Origin of the sequence: Haloglomus salinum (assembly GCF_024298825.1) — an archaeon.
GTDB lineage: Archaea > Halobacteriota > Halobacteria > Halobacteriales > Haloarculaceae > Haloglomus > Haloglomus salinum.
Genome location: NZ_CP101153.1, coordinates 770,488 through 788,121 on the forward strand (window position 1 = coordinate 770,488; position 17,634 = coordinate 788,121).

Annotated in this window: 14 protein-coding genes; 10 read left to right on the top strand and 4 right to left on the bottom strand. The window is 69.4% G+C overall.

Annotated features, from left to right (window positions below; translation table 11 throughout):
- Positions 1 to 13 precede the first annotated feature (13 nt).
- The 7 genes from NL115_RS03865 to NL115_RS03895 all read left to right on the top strand — a co-directional run bounded on the left by NL115_RS03865 (position 14) and on the right by NL115_RS03895 (position 8,188).
- The gene (locus NL115_RS03865; RefSeq protein WP_254831892.1) at positions 14 to 1,741 is read left to right on the top strand and encodes a radical SAM protein; all 1,728 of its coding nucleotides are present in this window, start codon (positions 14 to 16) and stop codon (positions 1,739 to 1,741) included.
- Between the two features lie 137 nt (positions 1,742 to 1,878).
- The gene (locus NL115_RS03870) at positions 1,879 to 3,699 is read left to right on the top strand and encodes a flippase-like domain-containing protein (protein WP_254831893.1); all 1,821 of its coding nucleotides are present in this window, start codon (positions 1,879 to 1,881) and stop codon (positions 3,697 to 3,699) included.
- A gap of 331 nt (positions 3,700 to 4,030) precedes the next feature.
- Positions 4,031 to 4,996: a transcription initiation factor IIB gene (locus tag NL115_RS03875; protein WP_254831894.1), complete on the top strand. Its 966-nt coding sequence runs from the start codon at positions 4,031 to 4,033 to the stop codon at positions 4,994 to 4,996.
- Between the two features lie 270 nt (positions 4,997 to 5,266).
- Complete coding sequence (locus NL115_RS03880) at positions 5,267 to 6,313, top strand: DNA-methyltransferase (RefSeq protein ID WP_254831895.1); 1,047 nt, start codon at positions 5,267 to 5,269, stop codon at positions 6,311 to 6,313.
- Positions 6,314 to 6,371: 58 nt separating this feature from the next.
- The gene (locus NL115_RS03885; protein ID WP_254831896.1) at positions 6,372 to 7,076 is read left to right on the top strand and encodes a type I 3-dehydroquinate dehydratase; all 705 of its coding nucleotides are present in this window, start codon (positions 6,372 to 6,374) and stop codon (positions 7,074 to 7,076) included.
- Positions 7,077 to 7,177: 101 nt separating this feature from the next.
- Positions 7,178 to 7,636 (top strand): zinc ribbon domain-containing protein, encoded by a 459-nt coding sequence (locus NL115_RS03890; protein ID WP_254831897.1) that lies wholly within the window; start codon positions 7,178 to 7,180, stop codon positions 7,634 to 7,636.
- Between the two features lie 126 nt (positions 7,637 to 7,762).
- Positions 7,763 to 8,188 carry a universal stress protein gene (locus NL115_RS03895; RefSeq protein WP_254823453.1) on the top strand — a complete coding sequence of 142 codons (426 nt, stop codon included), beginning with the start codon at positions 7,763 to 7,765 and terminating at the stop codon, positions 8,186 to 8,188.
- 73 nt (positions 8,189 to 8,261) lie between these two features.
- Here the strand turns inward: NL115_RS03895 and NL115_RS03900 are convergent, their stop codons facing one another.
- Positions 8,262 to 9,440 carry a 3-dehydroquinate synthase II gene (locus NL115_RS03900; RefSeq protein ID WP_254831898.1) on the bottom strand — a complete coding sequence of 393 codons (1,179 nt, stop codon included), beginning with the start codon at positions 9,438 to 9,440 and terminating at the stop codon, positions 8,262 to 8,264.
- 377 nt (positions 9,441 to 9,817) lie between these two features.
- Between NL115_RS03900 and NL115_RS03905 the strand changes: the two genes are divergently transcribed.
- Together NL115_RS03905 and NL115_RS03910 are read left to right on the top strand one after the other, a co-directional pair.
- Positions 9,818 to 10,939: an NADH:flavin oxidoreductase/NADH oxidase gene (locus NL115_RS03905; protein ID WP_254831899.1), complete on the top strand. Its 1,122-nt coding sequence runs from the start codon at positions 9,818 to 9,820 to the stop codon at positions 10,937 to 10,939.
- Positions 10,940 to 11,019: 80 nt separating this feature from the next.
- Entirely contained in the window at positions 11,020 to 12,048 is a 1,029-nt protein-coding gene (locus tag NL115_RS03910; protein ID WP_254831900.1) for an FAD-dependent oxidoreductase, read from the top strand.
- A gap of 54 nt (positions 12,049 to 12,102) precedes the next feature.
- Here the strand turns inward: NL115_RS03910 and pth2 are convergent, their stop codons facing one another.
- Genes pth2 through NL115_RS03925 form a run of 3 tightly spaced genes read right to left on the bottom strand, consistent with a single transcriptional unit; the run spans position 12,103 to position 16,535 of the window.
- A complete protein-coding gene (gene pth2 / locus NL115_RS03915) occupies positions 12,103 to 12,441 on the bottom strand; it encodes a peptidyl-tRNA hydrolase Pth2 (protein ID WP_254831901.1) in 339 nt (112 codons plus the stop codon).
- Between the two features lie 54 nt (positions 12,442 to 12,495).
- On the bottom strand, positions 12,496 to 14,586 hold the full coding sequence (locus NL115_RS03920; RefSeq protein WP_254831902.1) for a type II secretion system F family protein: 2,091 nt from the start codon (positions 14,584 to 14,586) through the stop codon (positions 12,496 to 12,498).
- Positions 14,583 to 16,535, bottom strand: coding sequence for a type II/IV secretion system ATPase subunit (locus NL115_RS03925; RefSeq protein WP_254831903.1), 1,953 nt, complete (start codon positions 16,533 to 16,535; stop codon positions 14,583 to 14,585). Before NL115_RS03925 ends, NL115_RS03920 begins: the two co-directional genes overlap by 4 nt.
- Positions 16,536 to 17,027: 492 nt before the next feature.
- Here NL115_RS03925 and dcd point away from each other — a divergent pair, with 492 nt between their 5' ends.
- Complete coding sequence (gene dcd, locus NL115_RS03930) at positions 17,028 to 17,615, top strand: dCTP deaminase (RefSeq protein WP_254823460.1); 588 nt, start codon at positions 17,028 to 17,030, stop codon at positions 17,613 to 17,615.
- Positions 17,616 to 17,634 lie beyond the last annotated feature (19 nt).

The window sequence follows — 17,634 nt, forward strand, 5'->3', positions numbered from 1 at the left end:
ATACGTCCCTCCAATGAAGGACCCCGCCGACCTCGACGTGACGCTGGTGGACGGCTACGTCGACGAGCCGGCCCACTTCGGCGTGCCCCCCTACATCTCGACGTATCCGCGGTACACTGCGGGCGCGCTGGTCGACGCCGGGGTCGACCGCGAGAACATCACCTACCACACCATCGACGCGCTCCGAGCGGAGCGCGAGCGCTGGCACGACGTGGTCGACGCCGACCTGATGATCTACATCGGTGGGATGACCGTCCCCGGCAAGTACGTGGGCGGCACGCCCGCCGAGCCGGACGAGGTGCGCGAACTCGCCTGGAACGCCGAGGGGACGAGTCTCATCGGCGGCCCCGTCCGCTTCGGTGTCGGCGAGGCCAACGAGGGCGCCACCGAGACCGCCCGCGACGACCTCGACTTCGACTTCCTCGCGATGGCCGACGTGGAGGCGGCCGCTTACGACCTCGCACACAACGGACTGGAGGGGTTCGAGAACCGCTACCGCTCGAACGAGGAGATCGGCCGGTGGGCCCGGCAGGGCGCGTTCGTCGTCGAGCAACATCCCAACCACCCGGACTACATCATCGCCGAACTGGAGACCTCCCGCGGGTGCCCGTACCGCTGTTCGTTCTGCACGGAGCCGATGTACGGCGACCCCTCGTTCCGAACCGTCGACACCGTGACCGGCGAGGTCGAGGCACTCTACGAGCACGGCATCACGGACTTCCGACTGGGCCGGCAGGCCGACATCCTCGCGTACGGCGGCGACGGGGAGAAACCGAACCCGGAGGCGCTGCGGGAGCTGTACGGCGGCATCCGCGAGGTCGCGCCCGACCTCGACACGCTCCACCTCGACAACATGAACCCCATCACGGTCGTCGAGTGGCCCGACAAGGCCCGCGCGGGCATCGAGGTCATCGCCGAGCACAACACGCCCGGCGACACGGCCGCGTTCGGCCTCGAATCGGCCGACCCGCTCGTCCAGGAGGAGAACAACCTGAACGTGACCGCCGAGGAGTGTTTCGAGGCGGTCCGCATCGTCAACGAGGCGGCGGGCTGGCGACCGGGCGGCGACCGCGACTCCGCGCCGAATCACGGCCCCGACGCCGCGCGTCGGCTCCCCAAACTCCTGCCGGGTATCAACCTGCTCCACGGGCTGAAGGGCGAGCGGATGGAGACGTACGAGCACAACAAACGGTTCCTCCAGCGCGTGATGGACGCGGGCCTGATGCTCCGGCGGGTGAACATCCGGCAGGTGATGGCGTTCGAGGGCACCGAGATGGCCGAGACGGGCGCGTCGGTCGCGCACGCACACAAGGAGCAGTTCCAGGAGTACAAGTCGGAGATCCGCGAGACGGTCGACAACCCGATGCTCCAGCGCGTCGCGCCGCCGGGGACGGTCCTGCCGGACGTTCACCTCGAGTACCATCAGGACGGGCGGACGTTCGGCCGGCAGCTGGGGACGTACCCGCTGCTGGTGGCGATTCCGGGCGAGCGCGAACTCGGGCGGACGCTGGACGTGGCCATCACGGACCACGGTTACCGGTCTGTGACGGGCGTGCCGCACCCGCTGGACGTGAACAGCGCGTCGATGGACGAACTGACCGCGATTCCGGGCATCGGGACGCAGCGCGCGGGGGACATCGTCGTCAACCGGCCGTACGCGGCGACGAACGAGGTGTCGAGTTCGGAGGAGGTCGACCTGACGCGGTTCCTCGACGCCACCGAGCCGGAGTCGGCCGACTGACCCGTTCAGCTGGGGCGTTGGGCAGGAGTCGGCGGAAGCGCGGAACGGCCCGAAACGGCCGCCCGGAACTGTTAGGACCGAGCTAAGGGATGCCACGGAGAGGAAAGCTCTTACGGCGCCACACAAACCCACGAGCAATGAGTGTCGAGGTGAGCGTCGTCCTCCCCGCGTACAACGAGGAGGATACGATCGAGCACACCGTCGAGACGACCCTGGAGACGCTCGCCTCGTTCCTCCCGGCGAACACGTTCGAGGTCATCGTGGCCGAGGACGGCTGCGAGGACCGTACGCCCGACATCGCCTCGCGGATGGCCGAGTCGGACAGCCGCGTCCGACACTTCCACAGCGACGAGCGGCTGGGTCGTGGCGGGGCGCTCGAGCGAGCCTTCCGCGCCGCGGACGGCGAGACGCTGGTCTACTTCGATACGGACCTGGCGACGGACATGCGCCACCTCGAAGAGCTGGTCGAGAGCATCCGCTCCGAGGGGTACGACGTGGCCACGGGCTCGCGGCGGATGCCCGGCGAGAAGCAGGACCGCGAGCCCGAGCGCGGGGTCGCCTCCACCGGGTTCAACTCCCTCGTCCGCCTCTTCCTCCGGTCGGACCTCTACGACCACCAGTGCGGGTTCAAGGCGTTCGACCGCGCGGCGCTGTTCGACCTGCTGGACGACGTAGAGGACGACCACTGGTTCTGGGACACGGAGGTGCTGGTGCGGGCCCAGCGGGGCGGCTACCGCGTCAAGGAGTTCCCGGTGGACTGGACGCCGAAGGGTGACACCAAGGTCGACCTCGTGCGCGACGTGTTCGGAATGGGGAGTCAGATTCTCCGGGTCTGGTGGGAGTTCGCGGTCGCGCCGCGGGTGACTCGGCGGGTCACGGTGGCCGTCGGGACGCTGCTGGTGCTGGTGGCGATTGCGCTGATGACCGTCTACCTCGACCCGTCGACGGTCCTGCAGCGGATCTCCGAGGCCGACCCGCAACTGGTGGGGGTCGCGGCCGTCGTCTACGCGCTGTCGTGGCCGCTCCGGGGGGCGCGCTATCGCGATATCCTGGACGAACTCGGCTATCGCGAGAGCGTCGGCTTCCTCACCGGCGCGGTGTTCATCTCGCAGACCGGGAACCTCGTGTTCCCCGCGCGGGCGGGCGATGCCGTACGGGCGTACGTGGTGAAGACACGCCGGTCGGTGCCGTACCCGACGGGGTTCGCCTCGCTGGCGGTCGAGCGGGTGTTCGACCTGCTGACCATCGCGGGACTGGCCGGGACGGTCCTCGTCGCGTTCGCACTGGCGGGGCTGGACCCGACGAGCGCGACGGCCGGCGATGTCTCCCAGAGCGGCCGGACCGCGCTGCTCGTCGCGGCGGGGGTCGGCGCCGCGGCCATCCTCGCCGTACTCGCCATCGTCCTCTCCGCGCGGTCCGACCGGAACCTCGTCCGGCAGGCGGTCCGCGCGGTGAGCACGGACTCGTACGCCGACTGGGTGGCGAGCGTCATCGAGCAGTTCGTCGGCGACGTACAGCAGGTCGCCGGAGACCGGGCGGCGTTCGCCCGGGTGGGCGCGAGCAGCGTCGTCATCTGGTCGCTGGACGTGGTGACGGCGCTGGCGGTGTTCGCGGCGTTCGAGCCCGGGCTCGTGGCCAGCCAGCCGGCGCTGGTCGTGGCGGTCGGCTTCTTCGCCGTCAGCGTCGGGAACCTCGCGAAGGTGCTCCCGCTGTCGCCGGGCGGTGTCGGCCTGTACGAGGGGGCGTTCACGCTGCTCGTCGTCGGGCTTACGCCGGTCGGCGCCGGTGCCGCGCTCGGCATCGCCATCGTCGACCACGCCGTGAAGAACGTCGTCACGCTGGTCGGCGGCATCGGCTCGACCCTCCTCCTCAACGTTTCGCTCACCACGGCCGTCGAGGAGTCCGCGGAGGTCAAGGCCGACGGCGGGGACGAAACCGATACCGACGGGCCGAACTGACGGAACGGACCGACAGAACTGACCGTCCGTCGGAATACTGTCCCCTCAGTCAGGCGTACGGAACGTGTAATTCTGATTGACACCGGCGCGTGACGATTCGACGACGGTGGTGCTCGCTACCATCGAATGGTTCCAGTCTGCGTACTATGTCGTTTTTTGCGGTTCTATATACCATCCTGTGGAATCAGTCGGTAATCACGTTCCGGACGAGACAAGACAGCGTCATGACAGATTCCGAACTAACTCGACACTACTAAATACGAGTTTTTTGTAGTAACTGGGGACAACAGGGCGGCCGGGCGTCTGCTCGACCGTCGCAACGTATCAACCAATGAGCGAACGAATCAGCACCCGCGAGTGGGACCCGACCGAGACGGAAGCCGAGGAGAGCGACGAGAAACACGGCTGTCCTGAGTGTGGCGGCGATATCGCGAACGACACGGAGCACGGGGAGGTCGTCTGCCAGGACTGCGGCCTCGTGGTCGACGAGGACAACATCGACCGCGGCCCCGAGTGGCGCGCGTTCGACGCCCAGGAGAAAGACGAGAAGAGCCGCGTCGGTGCCCCGACGACCAACATGATGCACGACAAGGGGCTCTCGACCAACATCGACTGGCGCGACAAGGACGCCTACGGCAACAGCCTGTCCAGCAAGCAGCGCCAGAAGATGCAGCGCCTGCGCAAGTGGAACGAGCGGTTCCGCACCCGCGACTCCAAGGAGCGCAACCTCAAGCAGGCCCTCGGGGAAATCGACCGGATGGCTAGCGCCTTGGGCCTCCCGGACAACGTCCGCGAGACCGCCTCGGTCATCTACCGCCGCGCGCTCGACGAGAACCTGCTCCCCGGCCGCTCCATCGAGGGCGTCTCGACGAGTGCCCTCTACGCCGCGGCGCGACAGGCCGGCGTCCCGCGGAGCCTCGACGAGGTCGCCAGCGTCTGCCGCGTCGAGAAGGACGAGATCGCCCGGACCTACCGCTACGTCGCACGCGAACTCGGCCTCGAGATCGCCCCCGCGGACCCGGAGAGCTACGTGCCCCGGTTCGCCTCCGACCTCGAACTGAGCGAGGAGGCCGCCGCTCGCGCCCGCGAACTCCTCTCGAACGCGAAGGAGGCCGGCATCCACTCCGGGAAGTCACCGGTCGGGCTGGCCGCGGCCGCCGTCTACGCCGCCTCGCTCCTGACCAACGAGAAGGTGACCCAGAGCGAAGTCGGCGAGGTCGCGGACATCTCCGAGGTCACCATCCGCAACCGGTACCACGAACTGCTCGAAGCCGAGCAGGGACTGGCGATGGCATAAGCCAACAGACCCCAACATAACCCATCTAATCTAGAACTATATAGATTATATCAGTCATTTTCCATCTAACCTACAGTTCTATCAGTCACCGGTAGCATCCCCGAGCCCCTCGTGCTCTCAGAGCACCACGGCAGCCGAGACAGCTACGAAGCCCTCGCACGGCGCCGGCGGTTGGCCTTCGGCACAGCCGCCAGCGCGCGCCCACTGGACTGACAGGAGGGTGCGGCCCGGTTGGGAAAGCGTCTAGTCCCCCGCCACCGACGCCCGCATGTGCAGACCGAGCACGTCGTCCACGTCGCCGACGCGCGCGAGGCCGTGGCGGACCTCGGTGACGACGCGGTCGACCTCGTCGTCACCTCGCCCCCCTACCCGATGGTGGAGATGTGGGACGAGTCGTTCACTGCGCAGGACCCGCGCATCGGGGAGGCGCTCGACGCGAACGACGGCGACCACGCGTTCGAACTGATGCACGACCTGCTCGACGAGGTGTGGACAGAGCTCCCGCGCGTCGTCAGCGAGGGCGGCATCGTCGTGGTGAACGTCGGACCCGCCACGCGCACCCTCGACCGGTTCCGGCAGTACCCCAACCACGAGGCCATCAGCCGGCGACTGCGGGGCCACGGCTTCCAGTCGCTCCCGGGCGTACTGTGGCGCAAGCCGACGAACAGCGCCGCGAAGTTCATGGGCAGCGGGATGCGCCCGCCGAACGCCTACGTCACGCTCGAACACGAGCACCTCCTCGTGTTCCGGAACGGTGGGCTCCGCCAGCCCGACCCCGGGCAGCGCGACGCGGCGGCCTACTTCTGGGAGGAGCGCAACGCGTGGTTCTCGGACCTCTGGGAGTTCACCGGCGAGCGCCAGGCGCTGTCGGGCGAGGCTGCCGAGGCGCGCGACCGCTCGGGCGCGTTCCCGCTGGACCTCCCGCTGCGGCTCGTCCGGATGTTCTCCGTCTACGGCGACACCGTCCTCGACCCGTTCTGGGGCACCGGGACGACGAGCCTCGCGGCGCTCGTCGCGGGCCGCTCCTCGGTGGGCATCGAGCGCGACCCCGACCTCGTCGGTGCGTTCGACGCGCGCGTGGCCGACGCCCCCGACCTGTCGGCGGACCTCGTCCGCGAGCGACTCGACCGGCACCGCGAGTTCGTCGCCGAGCGCCGCGCCGACGGGAAGACGCTGCAGTACGATGCCGAACACTACGACTTCCCGGTCGTCACGAAGCAGGAGCGGAACCTCCGGCTGTACGAGACGGCCGAGGTCACCTGCGAGGACACGGCTGGCGGGAACCGGCGCTACGTGGCCCACCACGAGGCCGTGTGAAGGTCGACGCGAGCGCGCGACCGCAGGCTATACGCCCGCCCCCGTGCCAGGAGTCCGCATGGACCTCTCGTTCGACGAGTTCGTGCTGGCGGCCGCCACCGCGGACCTCGGTGAGGAACCGGCTGCCCGCGAGCACGCCGACGCCGTCGAGTTCCGGATGGACATGGCCGACGACCCGCTGGAGGCGCTGGACCGGTACGACGGCGACCTGCCGCTCGTCGCCACCAACCGCCCCACCTGGGAGGGTGGCGAGGCCGCCGAGGAGGGACGGCTGGCGGCGCTCCGGGCGGCCGCCGAGTACGACGCCGTCGCGGCCATCGACGTGGAGCTGGCCGCCATCACCGGCGAGGGCGCGCCCGCCGACGCCGTGGACCCGGAGGACGGCCCCGCAGCCGTCAGGCACGCCCACTCATGCGACGCGCGCGTCGTCGTCTCCACGCACGATTTCGAGGGGACGCCGCCGCGCGACGAGCTGGCGCGCCTGCTCCACGACGCCAGCGAGCACGGCGACGTGGCGAAGCTCGCAGTCACCGCGACCGACCTCGACGACGCGCTCCGGGTGCTGGGCGCGACGCGCGCGGCCGCCAGCGACGGCCTGACGGTCGCGACGATGGCGATGGGCGCGGCCGGGAGCCACACCCGCGCGGTCGCGCCGGTGTACGGCTCGCGCATCGGCTACGCGCCGGTCGACCCCGCCCGCGCCACCGCGCCGGGGCAGTACGACCTCGCGACACTCCGGGGGGTGGTCGACGCGTTACACTAGCGGTTCGGGCGACAGGGGACCGCTCGTGACCGTGTAGCGGCGTCGCGCCGTCAGACGCCCTGCACGGGGTTTATTACCTCGGAGTGGTTACGGCGACGGAAGTGGCACCGAACGACCGGAAGCGACCGTGGCTGGCGGCCATGCTCGCGCTCCAGCCGGGGCTGGGGCACGCCTACCTGCGGTCGTGGATCCGTGCCGTCCTCTGGTTCGGGCTCTGGGCCGCGACCGTGATGGTCGTCGTCCCCGCCCCGGGCGTCCCAGCGACGGAACCCGTCGCGTTCCTCCAGGGCCTGGCCACCGGGGTGCAGGGCCTGGAGTTCGAGGCGACGCTGGCGCTGGTCTCCGTCACCGCGTTCAGCGTACTCGATGCGTACTGGCTGGGCGCGCGCAACGCCGCCCGCTCCGACCAGTTCGCCGACGCGTTCCAGTGTCCCGCGTGCGGCCGCGAGACCGACCCCGACCTCGATTTCTGTCACTGGTGTACGACGGAGTTCGAGAGCCCCGAGGACGATGTCAGTGGCCCGCGCGCGAGCGGAGCGGGCGCCGGCGAGGCGCCGTGAGGCCAGGGCCACGGAACAGCCGGCGAGCGAACGGCCGGGAATCGGACGCCACCGCCGTTCGGTACGGTCGCCCATAGCAGCGACTATTGAGTAGGGATTTATTCCGGGTCGGCGTCGACTACTCGTATGGCAGTTCTCGTGGCCTACGACGGGTCCGACCCGGCACAGAAAGCGGTCCAGCGTGCGGTCAGAGCCGCGAACGAGATTGGAGAGGACGAAGTCGTCCTCTTGCGAGTTATCGAGGCAGCTGACGGGATGCTCGAGGCGGGATTCGACATCGTCCAGGACCGACTGAAGGAGTTCCGAGAGCAGGAGCCGAAGGAGTTGTCCGCGGATATCAGGTCCCTGTTGGAGTCGGAAGCGGTCGAGTTCCGCATCGAGGCCGTGGCCGGCAAGCCGGCCAGGGAGATCGTCTCGTACGCAGAGGAGCACGACGTCTCGGAGATCGTCATCGGGAGCCACGGTCGGGAGGGCGTCTCCCGGGTGTTACTGGGGAACGTCGCCGAGAACGTGGTTCGACGGGCCCCGACCACGGTCATCGTCGTTCGCTGATTGGGTCCGAGCCGAGCGAGCCCGTGCTACCGTCCCGGGGGGCGGACGGAGTCGCGGAGCTGGTCTGGATGCGCTACTGCTCGATGATCGACTCCTCGACCGCCTCACCGAAGTGCCGCGCGACGGGTTCGTAGTAGACCAGCACCTCGTCGCCCACCTCCAGGTCCGTCACCGCCTTGCGGCCCTCGCTGGTGGCGACCTTGATGGTCTCGGCGTTCTGGAGCAGCGTCTCGATGACGTCCGTCTCGCCGTCGTGCTCGACCTCCGCCTGCACCCGGAACATGGGGCGACGCTCGATCTTCGAGCGGCCGACGATGGTCTCGCGGGTGGACCCGTCCGTGTCGACGACCTGGACCTCGTCGCCGCTGCGGAGTTCACTCAGGTACTTCGTCTCGCCGCCGGGCATGCGGACGTAGGCGTGGACGGCGCCCGCGTTGACCCGGAACGGCCGCGAGGCGACGTAGGGTGAGTCGGCGGTCTCGGCGTGGACGAAGAACAGCCCCCGGCTCATCGAACCGACCAGCATCCCCTCGTCGTGCTCCATCAGGGAGCCGGTGTCGACGCAGACGCGGTCGGCGCTGCCGACCTCGTCGACGGCCGTGACGGTTGCCGTCGTCAGGTCGAGCGACTCGCGGTCGGTGGCGTCCCGTGCGTCGACGGTCGCGCGGATCTCGTCCGGGTCGTCCGTATCGAGGAGGACGGCGTCGGCGCCGATCTCCAGGGTCTCGAACGCGGTCCGGGCCTCCTCGGCCGTCTGGACGCCGGCGACGAGGTCGGTCTCCTCGCCGATGCGGGCGATGAGGTTCTCCAGCGGGATGATGGACCAGTCCTCGCCGACGACGATGGTGTAGTCGGCGTCGCGGGCGGCCTCCTCGGCGAGTTCCTCGTAGCCCGGGCCCAGGACGCGGATGTAGGCGCCGCTGGTTCCCTCGGTGCGCCGGAGCGTCGTCAGGTCGGCGCTGCCCGAGAAGTCCGACGGGAGGTCGACCGTCCCGTCACCCTCGCCGTCCTTCCCGACGACGACGGCGTCGGGTTCGGCCTCCTCGCCGGGTTCGGCGTCGTCGATGACGTGGACGTCGTCGCCGGAGAAGGCCGCGACGTTGACCCGGCCGAGCTCGCGGACCTTCGCCACGTCCTTCCGGTCGACGAGCACCCAGTCGACGCCGGCCTCGAGGCCGGCCGTGATACGACGTTTTCGCTCCTCCCAGTCGCCGACCGTGTCGTCGGCCTTCAGCCAGACGGCGCGTGACATACGTGTTCACGGGGTCGACTGGCGCGGGTTTAACCGTGGCGGAAGGTGCAGTACAGCCGTGTACTGTCAGACGGACGGAGGACAGTAGCCGCTGAATCCGGCGAGAGGAGCGGTCGGAATCTGTCGGAAGCCCCCCCGGCCGGTTCGACTCGCGCGCCTCGCTGCGCGCTTCCCTCCGCTCGCTGCGCTCGCTCCGGTCCAGTGCTTGCGTCGTCGTGCTTCGTCGAACCGGCCGCCCCTTCCATTCCCACCCGAACGGTGGCTGGTCACCGGAGCGACGACCCGAGCCAGCCCGGTGTGTCCGTCACTCGGTCGATTCGGCGGCCGTGACTGCCGGTTCCCGCTTCCCTTTCGCGTGCAGGCCCGAAGCCGGCGCCATGACCGACGATACGACGGACCTGTTCACGCCGCTCGAGTTGCGCAACACCACCGCCCGGAACCGCGTGATGGTGTCGCCGATGTGCCAGTACTCCTGCGACGACGACGGCCTCGCGACCGACTGGCATCACGTCCACCTCGGCTCCCGTGCCGTCGGTGGCGCGGGTATCGTGATGGCCGAGGCGACGGCGGTGTCGCCGGAGGGCCGCATCACGCCACACGACCTCGGCATCTGGACCGACGCCCACGGAGAGGCGCTGGCCGACACCGCGGCGTTCGTCCGCGACCACGGCGCGCTCGCGGGCATCCAGCTCGCCCACGCCGGGCGGAAGGCCTCGACCGAGCGCCCGGCCGACGGCGGCGGCCCCATCCACGACGACCAGGGCTGGACCACCGTCGCACCGAGCGCGGAGCCCTGGCCCCACGACGCCGAGGAGGGCGGGCCCGTTCCGACCGAGCGACTGGACGCTGAGGGCATCCAGGGCGTCATCGATGACTTCCGCGCCGCCGCCGAGCGGGCGCTGGAGGCAGGGTTCCAGGTCGCCGAGGTCCACGGCGCCCACGGCTACCTGCTCCACGAGTTCTGCTCGCCGGTCACGAACCACCGCGACGACGACTACGGGGGCGATTTCGCGGGACGGACGCGCCTCGTCCGCGAGGTCACTCGCGCCGTGCGCGAGGTATGGCCCGACGACAGGCCCGTCTTCGTCCGGCTGTCGGCGACCGACTGGCTCGGCGAGGACGCGTGGACCGTCGCGGACACGGCGCGCCTGGCTCCCCTCCTCGCCGAGGACGGCGCCGACCTCGTCGACGTGAGCGCGGGCGCCGTCGACCCCTCGCAGGACGTGCCGGGCCTCGGCCCGCACTACCAGGTACCGTACGCCGAGCAGGTTCGCGAGTCGCTCCGCGAGGCCGACGCCGACTGCACGGTCGGCGCCGTCGGCGGTATCACCACGCCGGAGGGAGCCGACGAACTCGTCCGCAACGACCGCGCCGACCTCGCCATCATGGCCCGCGAGCATATCCGCGACCCGTACTTCACGCTCACCGCCGCGCAGGAACTCGACGCACTCGACCGCGTGGACGTGCCCCGACAGTACTATCGGGGCTTCCCCCACTGACGCCACACACCGCGGAGTGCGTATAAAGGACCATAATATTCGCCGGTAGGGAGAGGATGGTAGGGAGTCTCCGTTCTCTCATGACGACGCTCATCATCGGTGACGGACCTGCGGGGGCGGCCGCAGCACACGTCTGTCTGGACGCGGTCGTGCTGCCGGCCGACGGGCGGGGTGGGGGCGGAGGACGGATGGAGACCCGCAGCCGCGACGGTGTGACGTACGACATCGGCACGACCTGTCTCCGCGACCGGGGCGACGAGCGCTCGACGCTCGTGCGGGAGCTGCTGGACGCCGACTGCGTCGCGTTCGAGGGCCACGTCGAGACGTTCGACGACGATAGCGAGCGCTCCCACCCGGGGACCACCCACGCGCGACTGACGGGCCGTCACGGAATCGAGCAGGTGCCCGAGCAACTGCTCGGGGCGCGGCACTGCAACCGCCGGCCCGAGGCGACCGTCGAGCGACTCGAACGGACCGGTGAGGGGTGGCAGGCCCACACGGACGAGGGGCCCATCGAGGCCCAGCGTGTGGTCACGGCGACGGATGCCGAGCGGACGGCCGCGCTCCTCGCCGAGGACCCCCTGGCCTCGGACCTCGAGCTGGCGGCCCAGCGCGTCGACCACCGGAGCGTCGACAGCGTCGTCCTCGGATACGACCACGCCGTCGACCGGGACTGGTACGCGCTCGCCGCGGACGACGACTCCCACGACGTCCGCTGGCTCTCGCGGGAGTCGGCCAAGCCGGGCCACGTCCCGCCGGGACAGGAGGCGCTCGTGGTCAGGCTCGGTGACGGCTGGGCGTCGGCCCACGACCCGGGAGCGGCCGTCGACCGGGCCCGCAAGGCGGCCGCCGCGCTGCTGGACGACGACCGACTCGCCGACCCCTCGTGGACGGACCACGAGCGGTACCGCTACGCCGACCCCTACAACCGGCCCGACCCCACGCTCGTCCAGGACGCGGCGGCCGCGGGCTGCTACCTCGCCGGGGGCTGGGTGGCCGGCACGGACCGGACGTTCGCGCCGCTTGAGACCGGGCTCGACGCCGGCCGGCGCGCGATGGACTTCGCCCGGCAGGCCCGCCTCCAGCGGGACGGCCCGCTCGAGGGGTAGCACGCCGGGGACGAACATCCATCCCGGACCGCTACCACCTCGAGAGCGAGTGGTCTAGAAGAGCGAGAGGTCGCCGGTCACCTTGTCGACGATGTTCTCCGGGCCGGGGCCGACGGCGAGCGCGGTGACGGTGCCGGGCTCCAACTGGGTGTGCCCGGCGTCCCGGACCAGCGCGTACGGGAGCCCCTCCCGACGGGCGATGTCGGCGAGTTCCTGTAGCTGGGACTCGGATTCGCCCTTCAGGACGATCTTCTTCTGTCCGCCCCCCTTCCACTCGCGCTGGCGCTTCGTGTCGGCGCCCTCGTACGCCTGGAGCGAGGCGTGCGCGACCTGTGCGGCGAGTTTCCCCTGTCCCATCCCGATATCCGTCCGGGCGACGATGGCCTGTTTCATACCCGGGCTGGGAGGGCGACCGGCTTAGGCGCGACGGCTCCGGCCGTCAGCGGCTCACAGGAACAGGAAGACCCCGAAGGCGACGAGCACGAGCGCGATGCTGTACTTCAGGCCCGTGAGAACCGCATTATCGGAGAGCTTTCCGGTGATGAGCCCCGTCCCGACGGCCTGGATGATGGCGGAGTGGAAGAACAGGGTCCGGTAGGCGTCGACCGCGCCCTGCGAGATGGTGACGGGACCGCTGTCGCCGGTCGTGAGGCCGCTCCCCGTGATGGGGCCGAGGAAGCTCTCGTTGATGATGACGATGACCGCGAGGTAGACGAGGAACCCGATGATGACGACCGCCGTGTACGAGGAGAGGGTCTGCTGGCGGTCGCGGGCCAGCCGGTAGCGGTGCCGGGTGTCCTCGGCGGCGATGTCGAGCACCCGGTGGAGGTCACCCGTCGAGCGCGAGCCCTCGGCGAGGATCTTGCAGGTCCGGGTGAGCTGGGAGACCTGGAGCCGGTCGGCGAGTCCCAGCAGCGCCCGGCGGATGTCGTTGTTCCAGCGGATGTCGTTGCTGACGCGCCGGAGTTCGACCGCGAGCCGGCCGCTGAGATTCCGCGCCACGAGGTCGAGCCCCTCGACGAGGCCGACCCCCATCTGGTTCGCGCTGGCGAGGATGTCGAGCGCGTCGGGGAGCCGCCGGGAGATGGACTCCGAGCGACGCCGTGCGAGCTCGTGGAAGAGCGACAGCGGCACCGAGACGAGGAGGAACGGGGCGACGACGAGCAGCGCCGTCGTCGAGACCGGAGCATCGATGAACGCGGCGGGCGTCGGATCGGCCAGTCCCGTCGTCACGATGCCGCCGAGCAGGACCACCGCGAGCGGTACCGTTGCGAGGAGCGTCGCGGGCGGATACTCCCGGAACACCGCGGTGGGGTCGGCCAGTCGGTCGCTCAGCCAGGCACGCTCTCGGAGTCGCCGGAAGGTACCGAAGTGGGGGTGGGACTGGACGGCCTCACTGGGGTCGCCGGGCTCCCGGTCGTCCAGCTGGAGCTGGTGGTCCGGCTGTTTGTACGGCTCGGAGAGCACGGCGATGATGACGAGGAACGCCGCCATCCCGAGCGGGATGACGAGGTAGACGATGACGGCGAGCGGAATCGTCCCGACGTTGCCCAACAGGCTCAGCATCATCATCGTCACCACGACGAACAGGGGCGCGGCGACGAACGCGACGACGAAGATCTCCGAGAGGGTGGCGAGCGCGTCCAGGAACGACTGCTGCTCGTCACGGGCCCGTTGCATGTACTTCTCGCTCTCGTCCTCGAGGAACACCGTCAGCTCCCCGCCCGAGTCCAGCACCGACAGCAGGTCGTCGAGGAACTGTTCGAGGTTGTCGCTGGGCGTGAGGTTCCGGGCGTTCCGGACCGCAGTGAACAGGTCGTTGCCGAACACGTCGACGTCCCGGACGATCATGTCGAACTCGTGGGCGACCTCGCCGTAGGTGTCGTCCGCGGCCGCCATCTGCCGCAACACGGCGGTCATCTCCATCCCGCCGAACGACAGCGCGTACATGTAGACGATGGCGTGTGGGAGCGTGACGTCGACGCTCCGGCGTCTGACCTCGACGACCGTCGAGGGGTAGTAGTACGCGCCGAGCCAGACGCTGCCGCCGGCCAGCAGGCCGACCGTCGTCACGGAGGTGACGGTCGTGATGACCAGCCGGTTGGCAGCGGCGACCTCGGCGAGCCAGGTGGGGACGAACGACGGGGCCGAGATGCCCGCCAGCACGCCCGATTGCGCCAGTGCGACCACCAGCGCGAACCCCAGCAGCGCGCCGAGGATGCCGGCCGCCGCGGCGTAGGTCGCAGCCCGCGTGAGGTAGATGTCGTAGGTGACGCCGAAGCGGCCCTGGTTGAGCCACTTCTGGAGCTTCCAGTGCCGTTCCGGGCGGGTCTTGAAGTAGGCCCTGACGGGCCCGAACTTCTCGCTCAGCACTCGCTCGCGGAACTCCTTCTCGACGGTCGGCTCCGTTCCCGGGACGTACTGCTCGGCCTCGTACTCCGGGACAGGCGGGTGTTCGGCCGTACCGCCATCGGACGCGACATCGCCCGTCGTGGCATCGGAGTCACCACCGTCGGGCCCTTCGGCCCGGTCGGTCACGACCCGTCACCCCGGTCGGCGGTGCCGCCGTCGCCGTCGCCGTCGCCGTCGGGGTCCACCGGCGAATCGGGGGAAGCGGCTGTGTCCTCCGGGTCCGTCGCGGACGACCCCTCGACCCGGCCGCCGTTGGCCCGGGGCGACTGGTCGGCATCGGTTCCGGCGAGTTCGTCGTCGGCATCGGAGTCGACTCGCTCCCACGGGTTCGGCGCGCCCGCGGGGCGCGAGTCGGCCGCCCCCTCGGCGACGGCGCTGCTGGCCGCGCTCGCGCCCACATCGATACCCCGGCTCTGGCCCGACATCCGGGAGTCCAGTTCCGCCAGCCCCTCCTCGCCCGACCGGATGGCCTCCAGCACCCGCTCCTGGTCCTGCATGAAGGTGTGGATGACCCGAGCCACGTCCTCGTACCAGGTGATGTCGTTGTCGACGAGGTAGTTCAGCACCTCGACGCGCCGGTCGAGTTCCTGGTTGAGCTGTTTGTGGTCCCAGCCCCGGTCGTCGGCGATGTCGTCCAGCACCCGGGAGTCGAACATCTCGTTGTACGAGTCCTCGGCGGCGTCCCACTCGAACACGTCGTGCACCGAGATGTCGTCGACCTCGCCGCGCGAGAGGAGTTCCGTGACGCGGGCGTTCCGGCGGACCCGCTCGCCGTTCAGCATCACCTGCCGCTGGATGGAGACGATGTCGAGCTCCTTCACCATCTGTGTCGGTACCCCCAGCGGGTCGTTCTCGAGGCGGTTGATGACGCCCGTGACCGACTCGGAGTGGATGGTGGTGTAGGCGGTGTGACCGGTCGCCATCGCCTGGAAGAAGGTCAGCGCGACGTTGGCCTCGGTCCGGATCTCGCCCACGAGGATGTACTCGGGGCGCTGGCGGAGTGCGGTCTGGAGCTGCTCGTACATCGTCACCTCGCCACGACCCTCCTCGGTGACGGACTCGCGGGTGAGCGACTGGACCCAGTTCTCGTGCGGGAGCGATATCTCGCGGGTGTCCTCGATGGAGACGATCTTCGATTTCTTCGGGATGAAGAAGGAGACGGCGTTCAGCGAGGTCGTCTTCCCCGAGCCCGTGCCGCCGGCGAAGACGAGCGAGCGGTTGTTCTCGATGGCGAGCCAGAAGTAGGCCATCTGCTCGACGCTGAAGGTGCCCCAGTTGACGAGGTCGACCGGCGTGTCCGGGACCGAGGAGAACTGCCGGATGGTGAAGTTCGGCCCGCGCGTCGCCACGTCGCCGCCGAACGTGAGCTGGACACGGCTTCCGTCGGGGAGCGAGGCGTCGACCAGCGGGTTCGACACGGAGAGGTGCTTGCCCGCGCGCTGGGCCATCCGCGTGACGAACGACAGGAGGCCGTCGCGGTCGAACTGGACGTTCGTATCGAGGTCGCGGTGCTCGCGGTGGTAGACGAAGACGGGCACGTCCGCGCCGTCACACGAGATGTCCTCGACCGCCTCGTCGCGCATGATCGGGTCGATGCGCTCGTACTCCACGAAGTCGCGTTTGAGATAGTAGAGGATTTTGTGCAACGAGATGGGGTCCAGCGCCGCGGTATGCTGGTCCATCAGCTCGCGGGCCCGCCGGGCGAACGTGTCCGCCAGGTTCGTGCCCTCCGCGATGTCCTGGTACATCAGGCTGTCCCGCAGCACCTTCGACAGCTCGTCGAGGACGAACGCCTCGTACTCGTCGAGCATCGGTTCCGTGACACGGTACCGGAGCTCGTTGGTCCCCTGCTCCTCGATGATGGAGACGTACGCGAAGGGCTCGTTCACCCAGTACCGCTCTATCTCGTCGTTGTGCTCCAGATACGAGAAGTCGAACAGCCGACGGTTGATGGCCTCGTCGTCGGGGGCCGGAAACTGCCCGTCCCCGTCGATATCCCGGAAGTAGTCGAAGACGTCGGCCAGGACCGACGAGCGGGTCGGGTGGTCACGAACCGCCTCCGGAACCGGAGGCATCTCCTGCAGCGACCGGGCCGCCTCCGAAGCGGTCCCCGACTTCGAGTCAGCCCCGAACCCACTGGACAGACTCGCGCGGATTCCGACGACAGCCCCGGCAACTGTATCGGCGACCGTCCGGAACGGGCCGCCCCCCGGGTCTCGGTTACTATCGCCCCCACGAGAGTTGTTATCATCGCCCCCCATTGCTAGGTGGGACTGACTGGAACACGAGTCATAAATGTTGTTGCCCACCAGGATTATTCCAAAGTTCTACCCCACAAACCAATGCGAATCACCACTAGAGGATGACATCTGCGGTGCCGTTTCTGTGGTTGTTGGCGGCCCGCGACGGAGCGGGGCCTCGGCGTGGGCAGGCGAGCAGGGCTCGCGACAGGGGCCGCGGCGTGGTCGGCCGAGCAGGGAGAGCATGCTCGCCGGGAACTGGCCAGGGGCGCCGCCCCGTGACCCCCGACCGGAATCCTTTCCTCGCCGTCGCTCCCGCCAACGGCCATGATACTCTCGGACGCGGACATCCTCCGCCGGCTGGAGGAGGGCGACCTCGTCGTCGAGCCGCTGGACGACATCGACCTGCAGGTCCAGCCCGCCAGCGTCGACCTCCGGCTGGGGCGGGAGTTCCTGGAGTTCCAGCGGACGAACATCCCCTGCATCCATCCGGGTAGCGAGGCCGAGACCGACGAGTACGTCGACGAGACCGTCGTGCCCGAGGACGGCGAGTTCATCCTCCACCCGGGTGACTTCGTCCTCGGGACGACGAAAGAGCGCGTGGAGGTACCGCCCGACCTCATCGCCCACGTTCAGGGCCGGTCCTCGCTGGGGCGACTCGCCGTCGTCATCCACGCGACGGCCGGGATTATCGACCCCGGGTACCGTGGGCAGATCACTCTCGAGCTGTCGAACCTCGGGACCGCACCGGTCGCACTGACGCCGGGAATGCGCATCTCGCAGGTGCTGTTCACGGAACTCTCCTCGCCAGCCGACCGGCCCTACGGGAGCGAGCGCGGATCGAAGTACCAGGACCAGGCCGGGCCGCAGGCGTCTCGCGTCGGCTCGGACACCGAGTTCGGTGGTGACCAATGAGACCCGACCGTGCCGTGGC